Annotated in this window: 14 protein-coding genes; 1 reads left to right on the forward strand and 13 read right to left on the reverse strand. The window is 46.8% G+C overall.

Going from position 1 to position 16,936, the window contains the following annotated elements; all coding sequences use genetic code 11:
- Positions 1 to 13: 13 nt before the first annotated feature.
- The 13 genes from F453_RS0100480 to sppA form a co-directional block, all read right to left on the reverse strand.
- A complete protein-coding gene (locus F453_RS0100480; protein ID WP_018966236.1) occupies positions 14 to 1,777 on the reverse strand; it encodes a DUF349 domain-containing protein in 1,764 nt (587 codons plus the stop codon).
- A gap of 113 nt (positions 1,778 to 1,890) precedes the next feature.
- Positions 1,891 to 2,817, reverse strand: a complete 927-nt coding sequence (locus F453_RS0100485) for a magnesium transporter CorA family protein (RefSeq protein ID WP_018966237.1) — start codon at positions 2,815 to 2,817, stop codon at positions 1,891 to 1,893.
- A gap of 737 nt (positions 2,818 to 3,554) precedes the next feature.
- Entirely contained in the window at positions 3,555 to 4,481 is a 927-nt protein-coding gene (gene menA, locus F453_RS0100490; RefSeq protein ID WP_018966238.1) for a 1,4-dihydroxy-2-naphthoate octaprenyltransferase, read from the reverse strand.
- A complete protein-coding gene (gene coaW / locus F453_RS0100495; protein ID WP_018966239.1) occupies positions 4,478 to 5,347 on the reverse strand; it encodes a type II pantothenate kinase in 870 nt (289 codons plus the stop codon). The genes menA and coaW overlap by 4 nt, the downstream gene beginning before the upstream one ends.
- Positions 5,338 to 6,033 (reverse strand): B3/B4 domain-containing protein, encoded by a 696-nt coding sequence (locus F453_RS0100500; protein ID WP_018966240.1) that lies wholly within the window; start codon positions 6,031 to 6,033, stop codon positions 5,338 to 5,340. The genes coaW and F453_RS0100500 overlap by 10 nt, the downstream gene beginning before the upstream one ends.
- Positions 6,030 to 8,030, reverse strand: a complete 2,001-nt coding sequence (gene ligA / locus F453_RS0100505) for an NAD-dependent DNA ligase LigA (protein ID WP_018966241.1) — start codon at positions 8,028 to 8,030, stop codon at positions 6,030 to 6,032. The genes F453_RS0100500 and ligA overlap by 4 nt, the downstream gene beginning before the upstream one ends.
- Positions 8,031 to 8,077: 47 nt before the next feature.
- Positions 8,078 to 8,887, reverse strand: a complete 810-nt coding sequence (locus F453_RS0100510; protein WP_009235279.1) for a DUF4738 domain-containing protein — start codon at positions 8,885 to 8,887, stop codon at positions 8,078 to 8,080.
- Between the two features lie 22 nt (positions 8,888 to 8,909).
- Positions 8,910 to 10,226: a UDP-glucose dehydrogenase family protein gene (locus tag F453_RS0100515; protein WP_018966242.1), complete on the reverse strand. Its 1,317-nt coding sequence runs from the start codon at positions 10,224 to 10,226 to the stop codon at positions 8,910 to 8,912.
- Positions 10,227 to 10,270: 44 nt separating this feature from the next.
- Positions 10,271 to 10,819 (reverse strand): dTDP-4-dehydrorhamnose 3,5-epimerase, encoded by a 549-nt coding sequence (gene rfbC / locus F453_RS0100520; RefSeq protein ID WP_025789843.1) that lies wholly within the window; start codon positions 10,817 to 10,819, stop codon positions 10,271 to 10,273.
- Between the two features lie 387 nt (positions 10,820 to 11,206).
- The gene (thiL, locus tag F453_RS0100525) at positions 11,207 to 12,280 is read right to left on the reverse strand and encodes a thiamine-phosphate kinase (RefSeq protein WP_018966244.1); all 1,074 of its coding nucleotides are present in this window, start codon (positions 12,278 to 12,280) and stop codon (positions 11,207 to 11,209) included.
- 58 nt (positions 12,281 to 12,338) lie between these two features.
- Positions 12,339 to 13,148, reverse strand: coding sequence for a purine-nucleoside phosphorylase (locus tag F453_RS0100530; RefSeq protein ID WP_081619090.1), 810 nt, complete (start codon positions 13,146 to 13,148; stop codon positions 12,339 to 12,341).
- The gene (gene lpxK, locus F453_RS0100535) at positions 13,033 to 14,211 is read right to left on the reverse strand and encodes a tetraacyldisaccharide 4'-kinase (RefSeq protein WP_018966245.1); all 1,179 of its coding nucleotides are present in this window, start codon (positions 14,209 to 14,211) and stop codon (positions 13,033 to 13,035) included. The genes F453_RS0100530 and lpxK overlap by 116 nt, the downstream gene beginning before the upstream one ends.
- A gap of 9 nt (positions 14,212 to 14,220) precedes the next feature.
- Positions 14,221 to 15,996, reverse strand: coding sequence for a signal peptide peptidase SppA (gene sppA / locus F453_RS0100540; RefSeq protein WP_018966246.1), 1,776 nt, complete (start codon positions 15,994 to 15,996; stop codon positions 14,221 to 14,223).
- A 460-nt stretch (positions 15,997 to 16,456) separates the two neighbouring features.
- Between sppA and F453_RS15575 the strand changes: the two genes are divergently transcribed.
- Positions 16,457 to 16,672, forward strand: a complete 216-nt coding sequence (locus F453_RS15575) for a hypothetical protein (protein WP_148295772.1) — start codon at positions 16,457 to 16,459, stop codon at positions 16,670 to 16,672.
- Positions 16,673 to 16,936 lie beyond the last annotated feature (264 nt).

Below are 16,936 nucleotides of genomic sequence, written 5' to 3' on the forward strand. Positions count from 1 at the left end.
TTGAATTCTGTTTTCAGTCTTGCTCTTGTTGGTCAATGGCCTTAATCTTCTGGCGTACAAGTTCCATGTCGTCTTTAAGCCTTTCTACCTTCCTGTTCATCTCGTCAACAAGGCTATTGCCCTTCTTGCTTTTGGCAGTGAGAAATCCAAGGTTGTTCTCGTAGGTCTGTATTTCTGACTTCAAGGCCTCGTAGCGACGCATTAGCCTGCCTCGTTCGTTGTCTATCACCTCGCCCCCTTTCTTAGCAAGGTTCTTCAGGTTACTCTTAAAGTCGTCTAACTTTTGGCTAGCCACCGATATGTTCAGCTCCTTATAGAGCTTGTCAACCGTTTCATGGAATTGTGCATATAGCTTATCCTTCTCGTTGAAGGGCACATGACCGATGGCGTTGTATTCTTCTATATGCTGTTTGATGGTTTCGGCCGCATTTTCAGACGTTGTTCCCATCATTTCTTTCAGCTTTGCAATCACCGCTTTCTTCTTGTTCAGGTTCTCGCGCTCTTCGCCTCTGGTGCCTGCGTGGGCAGCATTGCGAGCCTCAAAGAAGTGGTTGCAGGCTGCAATGAAATCGTTCCAAAGCTTGTCGCCCAGCTTTCTAGGCACCATGCCAATGGTTTTCCACTCTTTTTGCAGGGCAATAAGTTTGTCGGCAGTCGACTTCCAATCGGTGCTTTCAGAGAGTTGTTGTGCCTTTTCAACCAAAGCTTTCTTCTTTTCGGTATTCTCGGCGTACTTCTCTTTCATGCCTTTGAAGAATTCTGCCTTACGCGAGAAGAACACATCACAGGCCGTTCTGAACCGTTCGAAGATTTTCACGTTCATCTTCTGCGGTGCAAACCCGATGGTTTTCCATTCTGCCTGTATGTCGATAATTTCCTTCGTGCGTTTCTCCCAGTCGGCAGCTCCCTTATTTTCTACCGCTACAATGGCTTCCACCTTTTCGCAGAGAGCCGTCTTTTTAGCAAGGTTCTCCTCCTCGTTAGCACGCATTTCCTCGAAATGTTGCTGGTGGCGCTTGTTTATTACCGAAGATGCAGCTTTGAAACGCGCCCAAATTTGTTCGCGCAACTCTTTTGAAACGGGTCCGATTTCCCTATATTCCTGATGCAGTTCTTGCAGTTGGTGGAACGCGCTGATGATGTCTTTTTCATCGGCCAGACGCTCAGCGTTTTCGCAAAGCTTCTCTTTCAGTTCCAAGTTTTTCTTGAAATCGTATTCCCTAGCTTCGCTGTTAAGTTTGAGTAAATCGTAGAATTGTTCTACATAGAGCTGATAATTACGCCACAATTCATTAGCTTTTTCTGCTGGAACAGCCTTAATTTCTTTCCATTGCTGTTGCAGTTCCTTAAAGGCTTGATATGATTTGTTGGCTTCATCGGGTGATGTAGCCATGGCTTTAATCTTCTCTATGATTTCGTTTTTTTTCTGAAGGTTCTCTTGTTTTTCTTGTTCTTGTTCAAGAAAGAGTTTCGCCCTCCTCTCCTTTATCACGCCCATCTGTGCCTTGAACGCCTCTTCCACGGGGTCGGGTAGCACCTGATACGTGTTAGGATCACCGCCATTCTCCAAATATGCTTTTTGTTCGGCGTCGCGCTCGGCAATATGCAGTTTGTAGAATGTGGTTTTCAGGTTGTCTATTTCCTCTTTGTCAGGTGTCTCGTTCTCGGCTACAATGTCTGTTGCACGCCTAAGAATTTCTTCTTTAGACTTATAGGTCTTTTTGCTAGTGTCGTCTGTTGCGTTTTCTAGCAGGGCTTTCTCTTGAGAGTCCATCATTTATTATGATTTAGTTGATTATAACAATTACGCGTTGGTTGATTGCGGTGCAAACTTAAATAAAAAAGTCGAAAGAGCCTAATTTTAATGCATCTTTTTTTACTTTTATGAGTTTAAAGAAGGCGTTTCACCCTTAAAATCCACCACGATAGTCCCGAAACGAGGAACGAAATGATGATGGCCACGGCAAAGCCCCATTGGCTGGTCTCCATACCATTGATGAGGTTCATGCCGAAAAGCGAGGCAATAAGCGTGGGAAACATCATGACAATGCTCACCGAGGTTAGCGTACGCATCACCGTGTTCATGTTGTTGTTGATGATACTCGAATAGGTGTCCATCGTAGACTCGAGAATATCTGAGTATATGCTTGTCGTCTCTCGGGCCTGTGTCATCTCAATGTTCACGTCTTCAATGAGATCGGCGTCCAATTCGTCTACTTGTAGCTTGAATTTCAGTTTCGACAATAGGTTTTCGTTGCCACGAATCGAGGTGATGAAATAGGTGAGCGAGTCTTGCAAACGGCTTAGGCCGATAAGCGACTCGTTGTTTACGCCTTGGTCCAAGTTGTGTTTGGCCTTCTCGATGAGGATGTTTATCTGCTTCAGTCGTTTCAGATACCAAACGGCAGACGATAGGAAAAGGCGGAAAATCATGTCAACATGGTCGGTAAAACCCACTCCACGCTTCTGCTGATAGCTCACAAAGTCTATCATCATGTTGGTTTCGTAATAGCAAACGGTGATAGTTACATCGCGTTTGTGGATGATACCCAGGGGTACAGTCGTGTAAGGCGTTCGCGAGCGTATCTCCTTGACGTATGGTATGCGAAGGATGATGAGCATCCAACCGTCATCGTATTCGTAACGGGCACGCTCGTCGGTGTCGCTTATGTCTGAAAGAAAATAATCGGGAATATTAAACCTTTCTTCAAGAAGGGTTTGGTCTTCTTCCGTTGGACACGTAACCTGTATCCAGCAATTGGGTTGCCACTCGTCAATAACCTTAAGTGTAGAATTGAAATTCCAATATGTCCTCATAATGCTAATCTTCAAATAAGATGGGGCGGAAGATTAGCATCTTGCAGCTTAACCTCCTACCACGATGATAAATCTATCCGAATGATAATCGTCCATGTGTTGGGTGTTATTATTTTTATGGTGCAAAGATAATCAAAAATGGGGAAACAACGATTGGCTTTCTTAAAAAATCTTCATCGCAGAGGGTGCGATTATAGGCACCGCGACATTGTTGGGGGTGGCGGATGGTAATCAATAGGGGGAATGTGTAGATTAGAGGTGAAGCAGAGCGTATGTTAAATGTTCCTTCGCGTGCGTGTTTATAATATGGTGTAACTGTCATTGATAGCGATGGGATTATGAATGATATGGGCCGTTTTTTTGCATTACAGATGGAGGTTAACGATAACATGTTAACACACTGATATACTTCTGTATAAAGATATTGTGGTTTATGCAGTGTTACCTGTTAATTGGAAGCCCATTCCAGCTTATCTGGAATCGTGTTCCAATTGAACTGGAACAATGTTCCAGATAAGCTGGAATGGGCTTCCAATTGAACGATAACGCGATAAGAGGTGAAAAAGCTTAGTACAAGTGCTTACTTCGCACATTACGAGTAGCGATTTCTTAGAATGTGGCTTGTTTGGATTTGATGGGAAGTCAAGTGTTATTTCACTTTGGAGAGGGTGAAAATAACTGTCTTGAACATTACTTTGCGAATGACATGTAATGTAAAAAAAAAGGCAGTTTGCTTTCTACCCCAGCATGGTATCGAGCAACATTCCTGTGGCCGTTGCAATGCCGTAGATGGTGATGTTGGCTGCTGTTTTGCCCAACACTTTGTTTAAAGCCTTACCTTTACGAATGGCTTTCATTGTGCGGAATGTTTTAAAATGGAGGGGAATGTAGCACAACGAGAGGGCAAAAGCAAAGTAATGGCTGTGTGCGATGAAAACAATGCCAGACAGGGCGATAGCAAAAAGTCCTACAAAAAGGTATAGCCTCAAGGTGCGGTTGAGACCTAACCTAACGGCGAGGGTGCGCTTTCCGGCTTCAATATCGTTCTCGATGTCACGAAAATTGTTCACGATTAACAGGGTGTCTATCACAAATCCGCATGCAAGAGCTAGGACGAAGGGCTCGGCAGAAAAGCTGAGTGTTGGGTGAGGGAGTGCTAAAAGATAGGTGCCATAAACAGGAACGAGTCCGAAAAACACCAGTACGAGCACGTCGCCCATGCCTTTATACGATAGATGGGTGGTATATAGGAAACAAAAGACAACACAAATCAGCCCCACCAAGATGGTAATCCATCCACCAAAGAGGATAAGTGGAAGGCCAATGATGCAGGCCAGAAGGGTGGTGATGTATAAGGCACGCTTCATTTTGGCAGGTGTTATCCAACCTTGTGCACAAGCGCGCTTCGGACCAAGACGCTTTTCGTTGTCGTTACCTTTACGAAAATCGAAGTAATCGTTAACAAAGTTGGCATCTATCTGCATCACAAAAGCAAAGAGAAAGCAAAACACTATGGGCAAGGGCCTTATCTCATTGGTGGCTTCTAGATAGGCCGCTATGGTCCCAAGCAATACGGGGACAGCCGCCCCAGTGAGTGTCTTGGGACGTGCAGCCAACAGCCATGCCTTCGCTGAATTGGTTTTAACGATCGTGTTCGTGCTCATTGCTTGCCGTGGAGGGGATGTCCCTTTGTTTTCTTGTCGAGTATTCCTTGATAATAATAAAGGGCTGCGCCAATGGCCGTGCAGAACTCGCTATGCTTAGGAATACGGAAATGTACATGATAAAGCCTTTCCATGGCGGGGAAAACATCCTTGCATTGGGGTAGGAGGGTGAGGTTGCCGATAAGCACAAACTCTTTTATGCCTGTATTCAGCGATGAAAGGATGGTGCCGCTACCAATAGACTGCAACACCATACAGATAAGCCCGAGGGCGATGTCTTCGCGCGAGGCGTTGCTTTTGGCGTTACCGAAGAGGCTTGCGGTGGCATCCATGGGCAGTCCGGGTAAGGGTAGGGCACTGATATCGCCGATAAGTAGGTTGATGTTGGTGATGTCGCCATGTTCGGCTAGCGACGAAACCTGTTTGATATCGTCGGTCTTGAGCAAGATACGCGATAGTCCTTGCAGTGTACCACCACCGATACCGATGCCACCAATGTGCTCGATGCGGTCGCCATCGCATTGCACAAGCGATGTTCCCGTACCCATACTTACCACAATCATGCGATCTATCTCCGTCTCATAGCGTGCCCCAAGTCCGTCGGCCAAGAACTCTTCGGCCTTGTTTGTGGGCAATCCGTAGATGGGTTCGTTGATGTAGGCCGCGCCAACACCAGTGAGCATCACGTGCTCAACATCGTCTAAAGAAATCTTATTGTCGTGCAGATACTTGCCAAATGCACCGTAGAGCGAGGTTACGGGGTCGGTGGCTTTGATGCGTAGGGGCGAAATAACGATGCCATCCTTGTTTATCCCTACAATCTTTGTGGTGCTGATGCCCACGTCTATGCCGATAACTATTCCCATGTTTTGTTTGCAGTGTCTGGTTTGAAAATAAAGAATTGTCCGCCATCGCTTTGGCAATGGTCGCGAAGCAAGTTCGAAATGAAGGTGGCGTTTTCGCGAACACGAGCTTCATTGCCATCGTAACCGTTGATAAGTACCAACAATTCGCGAGTGTCTAGCGTGAGTTTAGTGCGTTCGTTATCGCTTGTGGGGGTACCAATGCCGCCCAGCTCGTCGCGATATACGGGTAAGCCCTCGATGTTGAGCATGCCTCTGCCAATACCTTCGTATGGTTCGCCGGCTTTTCCTACGCCTAAATGTAGGGCCGTACCCGAGATTTTGGAGGCGTCGAAGCCACCGATGCTGTACCCATGCACGATGCTCGCTAGGTTGATCAGGTCTACCAAGGTGTTTGCTTGATAAAGATTCTTACCTTGTAACAGGCGTCTGATGAGCGCTTCGGAGGCTGGACGGTAGCGCGAAGGGTCTTTGCCCAAGGCCTTATACACCTGTCTTGTGGCGGCAATGCTGGGTTGCTGTTTCAGTGTTTCGGTGGTAAGCGCCTGCCGAAGTTGTGTTTGGGTGGCCTCAATCTTCTCCCACAAATGGGTATCGAGGGGCGTGTTAACTACCTTAGCCACAAGACAAGCGCCTACAAATGAGGGGCATGCTGCGGCTATTTCGGGCATAACGTCAACGCTTATCATTGTTCCAACATGTTAAGGAAGGTATCTTCGTCTATCATTTCAATGCCTAGTTGTTGCGCTTTCTGCATCTTCGATGGGCCCATATTGGCTCCGGCGAGGATGAAAGACGTTTTGTTGCTTATCGAACTGACATTCTTACCGCCGTTACTTTCAATCATCGCCTTATATTCATCACGACTATGTCGTTCGAAAACACCGCTGATGACGATGTTCTTGCCTGCTAGCTTGTCGCTTGCGATTTGTTGCTGATCGGCACTTAGCGCCATTTGCAGCCCATGTTGGCGAAGTCGTTCGATAATGTTGAGGTTCACCTCATCGTGAAAAAAGCGCACAACGCTCTCGGCAATCACCGTTCCCACGCCTTCAACTTCAACAAGTTGTTCGGGGGTAGCTGTCATCAGTGCGTCTATCGACTTGAAATGTTTGGCCAAGAGCTTGGCGGTGGTTTCGCCAACGAAACGTATTCCTAGGGCAAAAAGCACCCGTTCGAAAGGCGTAGATACAGAGTCTTGAATGCCTTTCACGATTTTCTGTGCTGATTTCTGCCGTGTGCCGTCGCCATTTATTTGCTCGGTGCGTATCTCATAGAGGTCGGCCACGTTGCGAACGATGCCCTTGCGGAAGTAATCGTCTATGGTTTCGGGACCGATGGAGTCGATATTCATGGCCTTTCGGGCGATGAAATGTTCGATACGGCCTTTTATCTGCGGTGGACAACCTGTGTCGTTAGGACAATAATAGGCTGCTTCGCCAGCATATCTAACCAGTAACGATCCGCATTCGGGACAGTTACTGATGAAGTGCACTGGTTGGAGGTCGGGCGAACGATGACTAACGTCTACGCCAACAATCTTGGGAATGATTTCGCCACCTTTCTCTACGAACACGTTATCACCGATATGGAGGTCAAGACTACGAATGAAGTCTTCGTTATTGAGGGTCGCACGCTTCACGGTAGTGCCTGCAAGCAAAACGGGTTCCATGTTGGCGACGGGCGTTACGGCTCCTGTGCGCCCCACTTGGAACGTAACCTCGTTGAGACGGGTACAAACACGCTCGGCCTTAAACTTGTAAGCGATGGCCCAACGTGGGCTTTTGGCGGTAAAGCCAAGCTGTTGCTGTTGGCGCAAGCTGTTTACTTTGAGCACAATACCATCGGTGGCTACGGGCAAATCGTGGCGCGCGGTGTCCCAATGGTTGATAAAATCGTATATCTGTTCTAACGAATTGGCCTTGCGTATGCCTTCACTTACCTTAAATCCCCATGCCTCTGCCGTTTTTAGGTTTTCATAATGGCCATCAGATGGAACGTTTTCACCGAGCAGATAATATAGGTATGCGTCTAGCTTTCGTTTGGCAACAAGCTTTGGGTCAAGGCTCTTTAAAGTGCCACTGGCAGCATTTCGCGGGTTGGCAAATAAGGGTTCTTCGGCCTTTTCCCTTTCAGCGTTTAGTTGTTCGAACACCTTCCAAGGCATCAATATTTCTCCGCGAATCTCAAATTCATCGGGGTAACCAGTGCCAGGAAGAACAAGTGGAATGGCACGAATTGTGCGAACGTTAGCCGTTACGTCGTCGCCCTGTTCGCCATCGCCACGGGTAACAGCCCTAACGAGGCGTCCTTGTTCGTAGGTGAGCGATATGCTAAGTCCGTCGTATTTCAATTCGCAACATACCTCAAACGGCTGTCCGTCAAGGTCTTTACGGACGTTTTCGTACCAACTTGCCACCTCTTGTTCGTTGTAAGTGTTGGCTAACGACAGCATGGGATACCTGTGGCGTACCTGGGTAAAGCCTGTGCTGAGGTCGCTACCTACGCGTTGGGTGGGCGAATTGGGGTCGTACACTTCGGGGTGTTTGGCTTCCAAGTCTTGTAACTCGCGCATCAGGTGGTCGAACTCTTGGTCGGACAGCGTGGGCGAGTTCTGCACATAGTATAGGTAGTTATGGTGATGAAGCTGGTTTCTTAGTTCCTCAATTCGTTTAATATCTTCCATTTGTGGCTATTGGGGTAAGGGTTAGACATTAGAGCATGGCTGGGCTACTAGTTGCCTAGCTTCATTTTGAGTTTGCCTGCAGGCGAAACGTTAACATCTACCACGTAGTAGCTGGGCGAATCGGGCATGGCAAGCAAGGCGTTGAAGTGTACACCGTCTTTGTCTACACGATAAAGCGTGAGGTCGCTAAGGATAGCTTGCATCAGGAAATCTTCTGGTACGAACTTCTTGAAGTCGTTTTTCTTGAAGTCGTGAGAGAAAAGGCGGTTTGCACCCGAGTACACCGTGAGGTTCACGATGTTGTCGTGGTACACATTGTCTACCTCTACGCCCTCGTCGCTGTAAGTGGATTTGATAACCTTATACGTTGTTGGGTTCACTTGTATGTAGCAACGATAGCGCATATCTTCGTACGACACCACCGTATCTTTCTTTACCAACTGGTTCTGATTTAATACTTGTGCCTTGTTATTGTCGAATTGGAACTTGTCGAGAACGTCTTCACTGAGTGTGAGTTTTACTGTTTCGCCATTCGAATTCTTGAACATGAAGAGGTGGGGAGCCTGCTTCACGATGGGATATTTCACCATATCGTCGGCTCCGTGGATAACCAGCGTATCTCTGAATATTTGGAAATAGGCGGGGTAACTGGTGGAGTCGGGGTAGAAGATGGTGTCACCCTTCACCTTAAAGGCCACACTTTCGTCTTCAGCGTTTATCCAAATGCCTTGCAGCATTTGTTTAGCCACTTTGTCTTCTACGGCCTTTCCCTCATTTTTGGGAGTCTTGGGGCCACATGCCACAATAACTATCGTGGCACATAACAAAGCGAGGATGTTGTTTATTCGTAAAGTCATCTTGTATATACAATGTATAACGCTATCGGCCTATGCTGTGATATTCAAAGCCGTAACTTTCTAATTCTTTCTTCTCAAATATATTTCTGCCGTCGATAAGCAGCTTTCGGTTCATCACTTTGCCAACAATTTCCCAGTTGGGCAACCTAAACTCATTCCATTCGGTAAGCAACAGTAGGGCGTCGGCATCGTTAACGGCATCGTATAGGTCGCTAGCATAGTTCACCGCAGTGCCAATTCGCCTTTCGCATTCGGGCATAGCTACGGGGTCGTACACCTTAACGCGACAGCCTGCTTGCTTAAGCAACTCGATGGTAACTAGTGCGGTAGACTCACGCATGTCGTCGGTTTCGGGTTTGAATGATAGTCCCCAAAGGGCGACGTTTTTGTTGTTGAGTCCTTCTTTGGCAAAAGCAGCTGTCAGCTTGTTGAAAACAACGTGCTTTTGGGCATCATTAACGCGTTCAACAGCTTTAAGAACCTCCATCGAATAACCCATGTCGTCGGCCGTTTTGATAAGGGCCTTGACATCTTTGGGAAAGCAACTGCCACCATATCCACAACCTGCATAGAGGAATTTTCGGCCAATGCGTGTGTCGCTTCCTATACCTGCACGCACCATGTTCACATCGGCTCCCACGCGTTCGCATAGGTTTGCAATGTCGTTCATGAACGATATGCGGGTGGCTAGCATGGAATTGGCGGCGTATTTGGTCATTTCCGCACTGGGGATGTCCATAAAGATGACCCTGAAATTGTTGATGAGGAAGGGCTTGTACAGGCGGGTGAGCATGTCTTTTGCCTTTTCGCTCTCCACGCCAACCACCACACGGTCGGGACTCATGAAGTCTTTGATGGCGTTTCCCTCTTTTAGAAATTCGGGATTGCTGGCCACATCGAACGTGATGTCTGCGTGGCGTTTGTCCAACTCGGCTTGTATGGTTTGGCGAACAAGCTTTGCCGTTCCTACGGGAACAGTGCTCTTTGTTACCACCACCATATATTTGTTGAGGTGTTGACCGATGGTTCGGGCAACCTGTAGTACGTATTTGAGGTCGGCACTGCCGTCTTCGTCGGGTGGAGTTCCAACGGCTGAGAAAACGATTTGTTGCTCGTTGAGGACGCTTTCCAATGAAGTGGTGAACCGCAGACGACCCGCCTTGACGTTCTTAAGCACCAATTCGTCTAGCCCAGGTTCGTAGATGGGAATCTCACCACGCTTAATATGTTCTATCTTTTCGGCGTCAACGTCCACACAGGTGACGCTTGCTCCAGTGTCTGCAAAGCATGCTCCCGAAACAAGTCCTACATATCCCGTTCCTACAATAGCTATATTCATTGGTTAACTTTCCTCCTCTTGGTATGGTTTGTTTACCTTATGGCTTATTCGAAGACCTCTGCTTCGCTTAGGCTTTTGCCGTTAAGGTCTTTCGGACTGGTAATTATCTTGTCGTATTCGATGGGCCATTGTATGCCCAACGTCTCGTCGTTCCACCTGATACTTGTTTCGCTTTGTGGACAATACACGTTGTCTACCTTGTAGGTGAACACTGCTTCGGGACTCAATACGAGGAAACCATGGGCAAAACCGCGAGGTATGAACAACTGTCTTTTGTTTTCTTCGCTCAGTTCTACGGCTACATATTTGGCGAAAGTGGGTGAACTCTTGCGCAAATCTACGGCTACATCGAGCACCTTGCCTTTTATAACGCGCACCAATTTGGCTTGCGAAGCATCGCCTTTTTGATAGTGTAGGCCACGAAGCACGCCAAAAGAAGATTTTGATTCGTTGTCTTGAACAAAGTCTACTTTGCCCACATGTTTCTCAAACTCTTCTTTTTTCCAGGCTTCAAGGAAATAACCGCGTTCATCGTTGAAAACTTTCGGTTCGATAATGAACACGCCTTGCAGTTCTGTTGCTATGTATTCCATCGTGATGTTCTTTTTGATGTACAAAGATAGTATAAAACAAAGAAACTGCAAAAGAAAATTAATAAATAACCCAAGTTGAGGTTAAGTTAACATATTGAAGGTTACGACTACCTTATTATATATAAGAGGAGTATGCAATTTAAGGTTCTTTCAATCTCAATGGTTTATTGAGGGCTCCATGGCTTTTTATTGTTTCATGTCTGATTTTACTTTATTTTCCTATTATGCTGTTATTGGATATACCGAAAAAGCTCCCGATTTCACCGCGAAATCGGGAGCTTTTAGCGTTGCAAAATGCCCAGAACACGGGCAAAGTGTATGGCGATAAAGCGCCTGTTAGAGGCCTTTTGCCACTGCTTTTGACTGTTAGGCTAAGCTGCTTTGAGGTTATTTGGCTTGCAGAGGATTCCAACCTTGGGCCGTAATCTCGAATTCGGAGCCGTCGCGAGCGACAAGTTGTTTGCCAAACTCTGGCTTCGTGATATGTCCGATGAGTTTTACACCCTCCATTTTTTCTATCTTGGCATGGTCGCCGATGGGTACGGTGAACAGTAACTCGTAGTCTTCGCCACCATTCATGGCGCAAGTTGTTACGTTCATGTTCATTTCTTCGGCCATCACCGCTGTCTGATAGTCGATGGGAATATTCTTTTCGAACACCCTACACCCGCAGTTGCTTTGGTCGCAGATATGCAAAAGCTCACTACTAAGCCCATCGGAAATATCCATCATGGCCGTAGGCTTAATGTTTGCTTCACGCAATCGCTTAATAATATCCCCTCGCGCTTCGGGCCTAAGCTGTCTTTGTAAGAGGTATTCTTTACCAGCAAAGTCGGGCTGAAAGGCCTTTAGCTGTTGCAGAGCCAGCTGATCGTTCTTCTTCTTAGCCTCGTCCACCTGCTGGTAATACACGGTTTTCTCCCTTTCAAGCAGTTGCAGACCCATGTAAGCTGCGCCTAAGTCGCCTGAAACGCATATCAAATCGGTGTCTTTGGCACCATTGCGATATACGATTTCGCTCCTTGGTGCTTCGCCAATACAGGTGATGCTAACGGCCAATCCTGTGTAGGATGAGGTGGTGTCGCCACCAACGATGTCTACTTTCCATTGTTCGCACGCAGCACGCAGTCCCGCATAAAACTCTTCGAGGTCTTCAACTTTAAAGCGTTTGCTTAACGCAAGGCTTACGATAAGTTGGCGCGGAGTGCCGTTCATGGCAAAAACGTCGCTGATGTTTACCTGTGCCGACTTGAACCCTAAGTGGTACATGTCGATGTAAGTAAGGTCGAAGTGCACGCCTTCCATCAACATGTCGGTAGTTACAAGTACCTCGCTGTCGGGATAGTGCAGCACGGCGCAATCGTCGCCCACACCATATAGGGTTGCGTTGTTGGTGGTTTTAATGTCTTGCGTTAGGCGTTTTATCAGTCCAAATTCGCCAAGCGCGGATATTTCTGTCATTGTCTGTTACTTAATTTCGAGGGTGAAGGCCTGTTGTGAGCCTTTTCTTTCGAGTGGATTAGCTACGTTTGATAATCTCTCTCATGATCTCGGTCATGAGCGGTTGAGCCTTATTGGCTGCCACTTGCACCTCTTCATGACTTACTTCTACGGGTTGGTCTTCCAATCCAAGGTCGGTAATGATGCTCATTCCAAACACTTTAATTCCACAATGGCGTGCCACGATAACCTCGGGAACAGTGCTCATGCCAACAGCATCGCCACCTAGTCGATGATACATCTTATATTCGGCTGGTGTTTCGAACGTGGGTCCTGATACGCCAACATAAACGCCATGAACCACCCTGATGCCCTTTTCCTTGGCAATTTGGTCGGCTAGGTCGCGCAATTGCTTGTCATAAGCCTCGTGCATGTCGGGGAAACGAGGGCCGGTGGGGAAGTTCTTGCCACGCAAAGGATGTTCGGGGAAGAAGTTGATGTGGTCGTCGATAATCATCAAGTCGCCGATAACGAAGTTGGGGTTCATACCTCCCGACGCGTTAGAAACGAACAGTGTCTCAATGCCTAGTTCGTACATCACGCGTTCGGGGAAAGTTACCTCCTTCATATCATAACCTTCATAGTAGTGGAAACGGCCTTCCATGGCCATGATATCTTTACCACCCAGTTTACCGAAGATTAGTTTTCCTGCGTGTCCTTCAACCGTAGACACAGGGAAGTTAGGTATCTCGTTGTACGGGAATTCGTATTTGTCAGTTATTTCTGAAGCTAATTGGCCCAGACCCGTTCCGAGAATGATTGCCGTTTTTGGGTTTGTTGTCATCCTTTGTTTTAACCAGGATGCTGTTTCTTGAATTTTTTCGTACATAGTTTATTATTTTGTTGTTAAATTCTTCTTCCTGTCCCAGCATGAATTGGATGCGAATGGGAAGGGCGTACATGCTTTCTTTCACCTCGTCTTCAAGACCTTCTACGAACTTGATGCGCGATGCATCCTTCTCGGTTGTAATGATAATCTTGGGCGATGGCAGTGCGGCGAACTTGCTGTTGATCTCCCGAACGTCTTTCTTAGAGAAGTTGTGGTGGTCGGGGAAAGCCAGTAAGTGTAGGTTGTAGTTATACACTTCCAAGTCGTGCTGCATCTGTTTGGGCGATGCAATGCCTGTAAGTAGCAATACGTTGCATGATTTTGGCAAGCTGTTGAGTGCAATCGAACTTGTTCCAAAAACCTGTTTAAGGTTGTCGTAAGCCAGCGTGGTAAAGTAAAGCGACTGGTAGGGGTAGAGGTCTAGCGCCTTCATCAGCACCCGATATTCCATTGGACGTAGGTCTTTGGGACATTTGGTGATAATCACGATGTCGGCTCTCGACTTACCTTCTTGCGGTTCGCGCAGACAGCCAGCAGGCAAAAGCTTATCGTAGATGATAAGTCGGTGGTAGTCGATAAGGAGAATGCTCACACCGGGTTTTACGTAGCGGTGTTGGTAAGCATCGTCTAACAGTATCACGTCGACATCTTTGGTTAGCCCATCGCTGGTTAACCTGTCTATGCCTCGTGTTCTTTTCTTATCCACGGCCACGTATATGTCGGGGAATTTCTGCTTTATTTGGTATGGTTCGTCGCCAATTTGCGACATCGTACTGTCGTTGTCGGCCAACACATAGTCCTTACTCTTGCGTTTATATCCCCTTGAAAGTACGGCCACCTTCAGCTTATCTTTGAGCAACGACACAAGATATTCCACATGAGGAGTCTTTCCTGATCCACCCACAGTGATGTTACCCACCGAGATGACGGGTATGTCGAAAGCCCTAGATTTAAGTATGCCAAGCTTGAACATCAGGTTACGAAATCCTACGCCAAGCCCATAGAGCCAGCTTAAAGGTGTGAGCCATTCTCGGATTTTGATGAAATCGCCTTCTGTTCTCATATTTATATTCTATCTGATGTTAAGATCCATCGGCAGACGGGCCTGTATGGCTCCGCGCTGATTGATGTTGCGAATGAGCATAAATGGTTCGTAAGCAGCACCGAGGGTCAGGCGTAGCTGTTCGTCTAGGGTGTTACGGGGAACCACACTATTTAATATTTGGTCTTGCCAGCTGGCAGGTGCGGGGTATTCGGCCAAGCCATAGTCTTTCAGTTTAGCCAATTGTGCAGCCTTCTCTACGGCCTCTTTGATGCCTCCAAGTTGGTCTACCAACTTTATTTTCACGGCATCGTTGCCCAACCATACGCGTCCTTGCGCTATCTTGTCAATGTGGTCTACAGACATTTTCCTACCTTGCGAAACGCGATTGAGGAATGTGGCGTAACCGCGATTAACGTATCCTTGAAGCATGGCCATCTCTGTGGCGCTGAATGGACGTGCAGCTATGTTGCCAAAGGCGCTATTTGCGTTGGTTTTTACTTCGTCGAACTTCACACCTAGTTTTTCGGTTACCAGCCCGCTAAGGTCGGGGAATACGCCAAAAATGCCGATACTGCCCGTCAACGTGTTGGGTTCGGCCACAATCCAGTTAGCTCCGCAACTCATATAATAACCTCCCGAGGCAGCATAGTCGCCCATCGACACCACAACGGGCTTCTTTTTGCGCAGCTCTGTCACCTGATGCCAAATCTGTTCAGAGGCGTAAGCGTCGCCACCAGGTGAGTTCACGCGTAGCACAACGGCTTTGATGTCGTCGTCGTTTTTGAGGTCTTCCAAGTTTTTGCAAATATCTTTCGACACGATATTGGTACTGTTGTTGAGCATTCCGCCTGGTGCAATCTGTACGATTTCACCCTCAGCGTAGTAGATGGCAATAGTTCCATCGTCGGTGTTAACGTCTTGTCGTACGTTACACATTTCCGTTACGCCAACTTGGTTGATGCTCTTGTCGGCATCGATGCGAAGAAGCTTCTTCACCTCACCCTTCACTTGGTCGGCATAAAGCAGCTTGTCTACAAAGCGTTTTCTAACAAGACTTTGTGCATCGGCAAAGAATTGGTATTCGTCGGCGTAGGTGTTAAGGGTGGGAATGCTTATCTTTCTGCTTTCGGAAACAGCCTTACAAACGTTGGCCCATAGTCCGTTGAGATACATAGACACTTGTAAGCGGTTGGCGTCGCTCATCTTCGTTTCGGTGAACATCTCCGTTGCGCTCTTAAATGTACCTACTTTCGCCACCTGATACTTAATGCCGAATTTGGCGGCGAGGTCCTTAATATAATATGGTTGCGAGGCTAAACCATGCCAATCTACCTGTCCTTGTGGGTTAAGGTAAATGTGGTTAGCCACCGATGCCACGTAATAGCAACCTTGGGTGTAAGTGTCGGCGTATGCTACAATCCATTTGCCGCTCTTCTTGAAGTCGACTAGGGCGTCTCGTAGTTCTTGAAGCGTGGAGAAACCAGCAATTAGTGGCCCTCCTTCTAGGTAGATACCCTTAATGTCGTCATTGTTTTTAGCTTTCTTGATGGCCAGCAACATGTCGTTGAGGCCTGTGTTTTCGATGGTATTTCCAGATAAGAAACCCAGTACGTTGGGAGCTGCCATCTCGTTGATGCTACCCGATAGGTTAATGGTTAATACGGAATTGTCTTTCAGTTTGGTTTCTGTGTCTGTTGAAGCAATCATTCCAATGATGCTCATCATCATAAAGGCGAAACTAATTGCACAGAATAGGAAAATTCCGAGAACGGTGGCAAGTACACTTTTAAAAAAATCTTTCATATAACAATGATATAATAGGTTGTGTTTAAGCTACGCCGTTGGGCAAGGCTAAATATAATAACGTAGACGCGCCGCTATGTGGTGTGGTTCGCCTAGATAGCAGTGCTTAGACACGTTATCATGCAAAGTTATCGATTTTACATTGAAAGGCCTCATCTTTTTAGTGTTTTTTAAGGCACACATGTTAAAATCCGCGCTTTGCATCATGTTTTGTCGTTTATACGATATTGCGTTTTAAAGCTTAGTTTTCGTAATTTAATCTTTCTTGTTGTCTAGTAGTTTGAAGGAAAGGAGGGTGTCTAATTCGTTGCCTTGCTTATAAGTTTCGTCTTGTTCTTGCGGATTTATCCATGATCTTTTGTTTTGCCTGGTATATCTGCGTTTGTGTTTTCTTGTGCTTTGAAGTATGCGTGCTTGTTGCTTAATGCCTGTATGAGCAGGACAGAAGTATGGTTCTAATATGAAAAAACCTAGTGCCTATTGTGGAGCACAAGGCTTTACCGAACGACAGGCCATGCTCTGCACGTCCACTTTTTGTGGTGTCAACGGTTTCAGAGGGGGCTTTTTCGTCTGTGTATATTGCTTCAATATCACTGCAAAAGGCATGTCTACTGAAGCAGTTGATGAAAAGAAAAGATGTCGGAATGAAATCAAGTATACCAAGCTTTACGGCTAGCTAGTGCACTACAAAGGGTCTTGTACTGTGAATACAAGTCTTTTGTAGCGAGACTACAAGCTTTTTGTAGTGTGGCTACAACTTGCTTGTAGTGTGACTACAACTTGTTTGTAGTGGCACTACAAAGGGTCTTGTACTGACACGTTGATGAAATAATGCCCAGTAAGGGCATACTAGACGTGACGGGGAGAATGGGCTTTCTACCTATGGAAGAAGCACTTAAAGCATGCATTCCCTGTTTAAACTGGCTGCATAATATCGTGA

The sequence above is a fragment of the Hoylesella loescheii DSM 19665 = JCM 12249 = ATCC 15930 genome (assembly GCF_000378085.1).
GTDB classification, from domain to species: Bacteria; Bacteroidota; Bacteroidia; order Bacteroidales; family Bacteroidaceae; genus Prevotella; species Prevotella loescheii.